The following is a 5,275-nucleotide window of genomic DNA, read 5'->3' as shown; positions in this document are numbered from 1 at the left end:
GTATATTTATTATACCGGCTAATGTAATATAATTGTATTTTTCTGTCCTCTCTGTCAGCGGATACATCTGATTTCCCCCTCAAATTATTCCCCGTTAATCAAACTTAGCAGGTGTAACACCGTTTTGGCCGGATGATTACGCCGCCAGGCAAAGGCAATGTCGGTGAACAGCGTATTGTTTTCAATGTCACGAAATACCAGCTGTGGATTATTGACGCAGCACAGCGAAGCCGGCACCAGCGCAATCCCGCAGCCTGCGCCCACCATGCCGAGCGAGGAGGTAATCTGCGGAGCCTGCTGAAAGCGTGTTGCATCAAAGCCGGCGCGCAGACAGGCACTGACGATTAATTCGTACAGGCTGGGCGCCACCTCGCGCGGGAAAATAATCAGTGATTCTTCGGCCAGCTGCGTTAGCGCAACACTTTGCTGCTGGCTGAGCGCATGGCTGGCCGGCAGCGCCACTTTCATCTCCTCCGTGGCGATCACTTTCAGGTTAAACGCCTTACTGCTCTCACACGGCAGACGAATGAACGCCGCATCCAGCAAACCTTCCCCTAAGTCCTGCATCAGCAGCGCCATGTTCTCTTCCCGGGTGATGAGCTCCATCGCCGGATAGCGCGTTTTGAAGGCGCGAATCAGCTCAAATACCGGCGCGCCAAACGCCACCGAGCTGGCAAAACCCAGTGACATCTGGCCGCTCATGCCCCGCGCCACGCCGCGCGCCTTTTCCAGCGCCATATCGGCCAGCTGCACAATCGCTATCGCATCGGGCAGAAACGCGCGGCCCGCATCGGTCAGTTCCACGCCGCGCGTCAGGCGCTTCAGCAGCGGCGTGCCGATCTCGTGCTCCAGCCGCTGGATTTGCTGGCTGAGCGGCGGCTGCGACATGCCCAGCAACTCGGCGGCGCGGGTAAAGTGCTGCGTTTCAGCAACGGCAACGAAATAACGCAGGTGGCGAAGTTCCATATCAAAAACGTCTCGAAGTTGGCAGTTTTCACTATTGGATTCTGTGAGCTATGTAGCCCACCATGATATTAACACGGCTTAACTATCTGATTGTGAGGCAGCAAATGTGTAACTTTGTATCTGATTGTTCATGCGAAGATCAGCTAAAGGAATCCGTCACTCTACTGGGACAGCAATCACCAGAAAAGGTTATCTATCAGACCTCCCTGATGAGTGCGCTGCTCAACGGCGTCTATGACGGTTCAACCACCGTCGCGCAGCTGTTGCAGAAGGGCGATTTTGGCCTCGGCACGTTTAATCAGCTGGATGGTGAACTGGTGGCATTTGACCGGCAGGTTTATCAGCTGCGCGCCGATGGCAGCGCCAGCCCGGCACGGCCTGAACAACAAACCCCGTTCGCCGTGATGACCTTCTTTAAACCGGAACATCAGCACCGCTTTACGCATACCGCCACGCGCGATGACGTCCATCAGGTGATTGATCGCATCATCACCTCCGATAACCATTTCTGCGCGCTGCGCCTGAGCGGCCGCTTTGCCTCGGTACAGACGCGCACCGTGCCCTGCCAGTGCCGCCCGTATCGCTCGATGCCGGAAGTGCTGGGCAATCAGCCCACCTTCGATTTTCGCCAGCGTGACGGTGAGCTGATTGGATTCCGCACGCCGCAATACATGCAGGGTATTAACGTCGCCGGCTATCACGAGCACTTCATTACCGACGATCGTCAGGGCGGCGGGCATATCCTCGACTATGTGCTGGAGCAGGGCACGCTGACATTTGGTGCCATCAGCAAGCTGGTGGTCGACCTGCCGCAGGATCGCGAGTTTTTACAGGCCGATCTCAATCCTCAGGATCTCGATGCCGCGATCCGTTCCGTCGAAAGTTAATCGCAGAGGTGATCATGAAACAGCTTAAAACCCAGACGCTGTGGAACAGTGGCGCAGACCTGGTTGTCGCTCAGCTGGAAGCGCAGGGCGTAAACCATATTTTTGGCATTCCCGGCGCCAAAATCGACAAGGTATTTGATTCGCTGGTGGACTCTTCCATTCAGCTGATTCCGGTGCGTCATGAGGCTAACGCGGCGTTTATGGCCGCGGCAATGGGTCGTCTGACCGGCCACGCCGGCGTAGCGCTGGTGACTTCCGGGCCCGGCTGCTCAAACCTGGTGACCGGCATGGCCACCGCCACCAGCGAAGGCGATCCGGTGGTGGCGATCGGCGGGGCGGTTAAGCGCTCCGACAGTGCCAAACAGGTGCATCAAAGCATGGATACGGTGGCGATGTTTCGCCCGGTGACCAAATTTGCCGTAGAAGTCACTGATGCCTCGGCGCTCGCGGAGTGCGTATCGAACGCGTTTCGCCATGCCGAAAACGGGCGCGGCGGCGCATCGTTCCTCAGTCTGCCGCAGGACATTGTTGACCAGCCGGTGTCAGGCAGCCTGTTACAGCGTTCAGGACACATCACGCTGGGCGCTGCGCCTGACGCGCTGGTGAATGCCGTAAGCCGCGAGATTGCGCGGGCGAAAAATCCGGTGATTCTGCTGGGCCTGATGGCCAGCCAGCCGGAGAACAGCGCGGCGATTCATGAACTGCTGAGCAAAAGCCGTATTCCGGTGACCAGCACCTATCAGGCGGCGGGCGCGGTGCGGCAGGAGCACTTCTCACGCTTTGCCGGCCGGGTTGGCCTGTTTAACAATCAGGCCGGTGACCGCTTGCTCCAGCAGGCGGATTTGATTATCACCATTGGTTACAGCCCGGTCGAGTATGAACCGGCCATGTGGAACAGCAGCAACGCCTTGCTGGTGCACATCGACGTGCTTCCCGCCGAGACCGATAACCACTATCAACCCGACGCTGAGCTGGTAGGTGATATCGCCGGGACAGTGCGCAAAATAGCCACGCAAATCACGTCACCGCTGCAGCTCAGCGACGCTGCCGCCACCATTCTGCAGGATCGTCAGCAACAGCGTCAGCTGCTGGCGATGCAGGGTGCCAGCCTCGATCAGTTCGCCCTGCATCCACTGCGTATCGTCCGGGCGATGCAGGACATCATTAATAGTGACGTCAGCCTGACGGTCGACATGGGCAGTTTTCATATCTGGATTGCCCGTTATCTTTACAGCTTCCGGGCACGGCAAATCATGATTTCCAACGGGCAGCAAACCATGGGCGTGGCGCTGCCGTGGGCGATTGGCGCCTGGCTGGTCGATCCGTCCCGTAAAGTGGTGTCGGTGTCGGGCGACGGCGGCTTTCTGCAATCCAGCATGGAGCTGGAAACCGCCGTCAGGTTAAAGGCCAATATTCTGCACATCATCTGGGTCGACAATGGCTATAACATGGTGGCGATTCAGGAAGAGAAGAAATACCAGCGCGTCTCCGGTGTGAACTTCGGGCCGGTGGATTTCAAAGCTTACGCGCAGGCGTTTGGTGCCGCTGGATTTTCGGTGAACAGCGCAGCTGAACTGGAACCCACGTTGCGGCGGGCGATGGAGGTGGAAGGACCGGCTGTGGTCGCCATCCCGGTAGATTACAGCGATAACCCGCTGTTGATGGGGCAGCTGCACCTCAGCCAGCTGCTGTGAGCGGAGGCGAAGCCGGACCGGCCGTGAACATCACGGCGGTCCGGAACAATAACGCAATTTACGGTCTGGCCGGGCGGATGGGGTTAAAAGCTCTGCCAGTCCGCGTCCATGCCGTGCCCGGCTGCTACGGGTACAGCAGCCGGACGTTTCAGCGCGGAGACCGTTTTCAGGCGATCAGCAGGTCGCGCGGACCCGGCCAGTGAAAACTGATTCACCAGGCCGGACAGAGTTTGCGCCTGATCCTGCAATGACGCGGATGCGGCAGAAGCCTCCTCTACCAGCGCCGCATTCTGCTGCGTGACATCATCCATCTGATTAATCGCCAGGTGCACCTGCGAGATGCCGGTGTTTTGCTCTTCGGCGGCGGCAGCGATTTCGCTTACCAGGTCATTCACCTGACGGAACGCGGTTTTCAGTCCTGACATGTTCTCTTCCACCGCTTCGGCCTGTACCGCACCCGATTCCACCAGGCTGTAGGAGGTATCAATCAGCTGTTTGATCTCCCTGGCCGCCTGGGTTGAACGCTGCGAGAGATTGCGCACTTCACCCGCGACCACCGCAAAGCCCTTTCCGTGTTCGCCGGCGCGCGCCGCTTCGACGGCAGCATTCAGTGCCAGAATATTGGTCTGGAAGGCAATGCCTTCGATCAGCGTGACAATTTCGGTGATTTTTTTCGAACTGGAGCGGATCTCCGCCATGGTGTTGAGCATATTGCCCAGCGACACCGCGCTGGCGTCTGAAAGTTCTGTCGCGTTACCGGCCAGACGATTAGCCTGCCGGGTATTGTCGGCCGTCTGACGCACGGTTTCGCTCAGTTCCGCCATACTGGCCGCCGTCTGTTCCAGCGAGGCGGCCTGCTGTTCCGTCCGCGAGGAGAGATCTTCGTTGCCGGCGGCGATTTGTGCCGACGCCGAACTGACGGCGTGAGAAGCGGTACTCACCTGCGCCAGCGCGCTGCCAACCCGGTCAAGCAGCTGGTTAAAGGCGCGGGCCATATTGCCGACTTCGTCTTTTTTGCTGTCATCGGCGGTGACGCTCAGATCAAGGCTGCTGCCAACGTGATCCATCACCTGACCAATCGCTTTCAGGCTCTGACGAATGCGCACCAGGGTTAACGCGGTGAGCGTACCCAGTAACAGCAGAGTCACCGCGACGCCGGCACTCAATCCCCAGAATGTGCGGTGATAGATCTCCTGGTTCACCACGCGCAAGCCGTCACCCAGCGACAAATTAAGCGCCATCTGCTGGCGATAATCATTTTTTAACTGACTGATGGCGCCGCCAATACCGCTTTCGGCTTCCAGCATGCCGAGCGTGACGTCATCCTGATGAGCATGTGAAGCAGCAAGAAACGCCGGCAACCGCGACTCCACCAGCCGCAGCGTCGCCAGGCCTTTAATGGTGATCTGCTTGTCTTCGTCGCTGGAGATATCATTGGCTAAATAATATTCTGCCAGCGTTTTAATATCGGCCAGGCGCTGGGCGATCTCTTTCTCGACCGGCGGCATGCGCGCATTGTCAGTCTGGCTTTGATGCTTATATAGCGACAGAGAGAGTTTATTGCTGCGATCGATCAGCTCGGATAAATCGCGAATAGAAGGAATTGCGTTAGCCTGTACGTATTCAAAACGGTCCTGAAAACCGCCCAGCAGTCGCACAGAAATAATACCCGTCACCAATTTTTCTAAATCCACATGGGTAAGATCGCCCAGCATGGCTTTCTGTGCC

At 57.8% G+C, this 5,275-nt stretch carries 4 protein-coding genes; 2 read left to right on the top strand and 2 right to left on the bottom strand.

The features are described 5' to 3' along the window. Positions 1–84: 84 nt before the first annotated feature. Positions 85–966, bottom strand: a complete 882-nt coding sequence (locus QMM04_RS20725) for a LysR family transcriptional regulator (RefSeq protein WP_166719201.1) — start codon at positions 964–966, stop codon at positions 85–87. A 104-nt stretch (positions 967–1,070) separates the two neighbouring features. Between QMM04_RS20725 and budA the strand changes: the two genes are divergently transcribed. After that, positions 1,071–1,853, top strand: coding sequence for an acetolactate decarboxylase (gene budA / locus QMM04_RS20720; RefSeq protein WP_264252006.1), 783 nt, complete (start codon positions 1,071–1,073; stop codon positions 1,851–1,853). A gap of 14 nt (positions 1,854–1,867) precedes the next feature. Then, entirely contained in the window at positions 1,868–3,547 is a 1,680-nt protein-coding gene (gene alsS, locus QMM04_RS20715; RefSeq protein WP_241798451.1) for an acetolactate synthase AlsS, read from the top strand. A gap of 83 nt (positions 3,548–3,630) precedes the next feature. On the opposite strand, the gene QMM04_RS20710 is transcribed toward alsS, so the two are convergent. After that, positions 3,631–5,262: a methyl-accepting chemotaxis protein gene (locus QMM04_RS20710; RefSeq protein ID WP_282996905.1), complete on the bottom strand. Its 1,632-nt coding sequence runs from the start codon at positions 5,260–5,262 to the stop codon at positions 3,631–3,633. Between the last annotated feature and the right edge of the window lie 13 nt (positions 5,263–5,275).

This window comes from Pantoea sp. Pa-EAmG (genome assembly GCF_030024295.1).
GTDB lineage: Bacteria > Pseudomonadota > Gammaproteobacteria > Enterobacterales > Enterobacteriaceae > Pantoea > Pantoea dispersa.
The sequence above is the reverse complement of the archived record's forward strand: the minus strand, read 5'-3'. Positions and strand labels throughout refer to the sequence as shown.

Excerpts from the sequence above, each read along its gene's own strand:
- QMM04_RS20710 (WP_282996905.1), bottom strand. The coding sequence starts at position 5,262 with ATGCTGGGCGATCTTACCCATGTGGATTTAGAAAAATTGGTGACGGGT.
- alsS (WP_241798451.1), top strand. The coding sequence starts at position 1,868 with ATGAAACAGCTTAAAACCCAGACGCTGTGGAACAGTGGCGCAGACCTG.
- QMM04_RS20725 (WP_166719201.1), bottom strand. The coding sequence starts at position 966 with ATGGAACTTCGCCACCTGCGTTATTTCGTTGCCGTTGCTGAAACGCAG.
- budA (WP_264252006.1), top strand. The coding sequence starts at position 1,071 with ATGTGTAACTTTGTATCTGATTGTTCATGCGAAGATCAGCTAAAGGAA.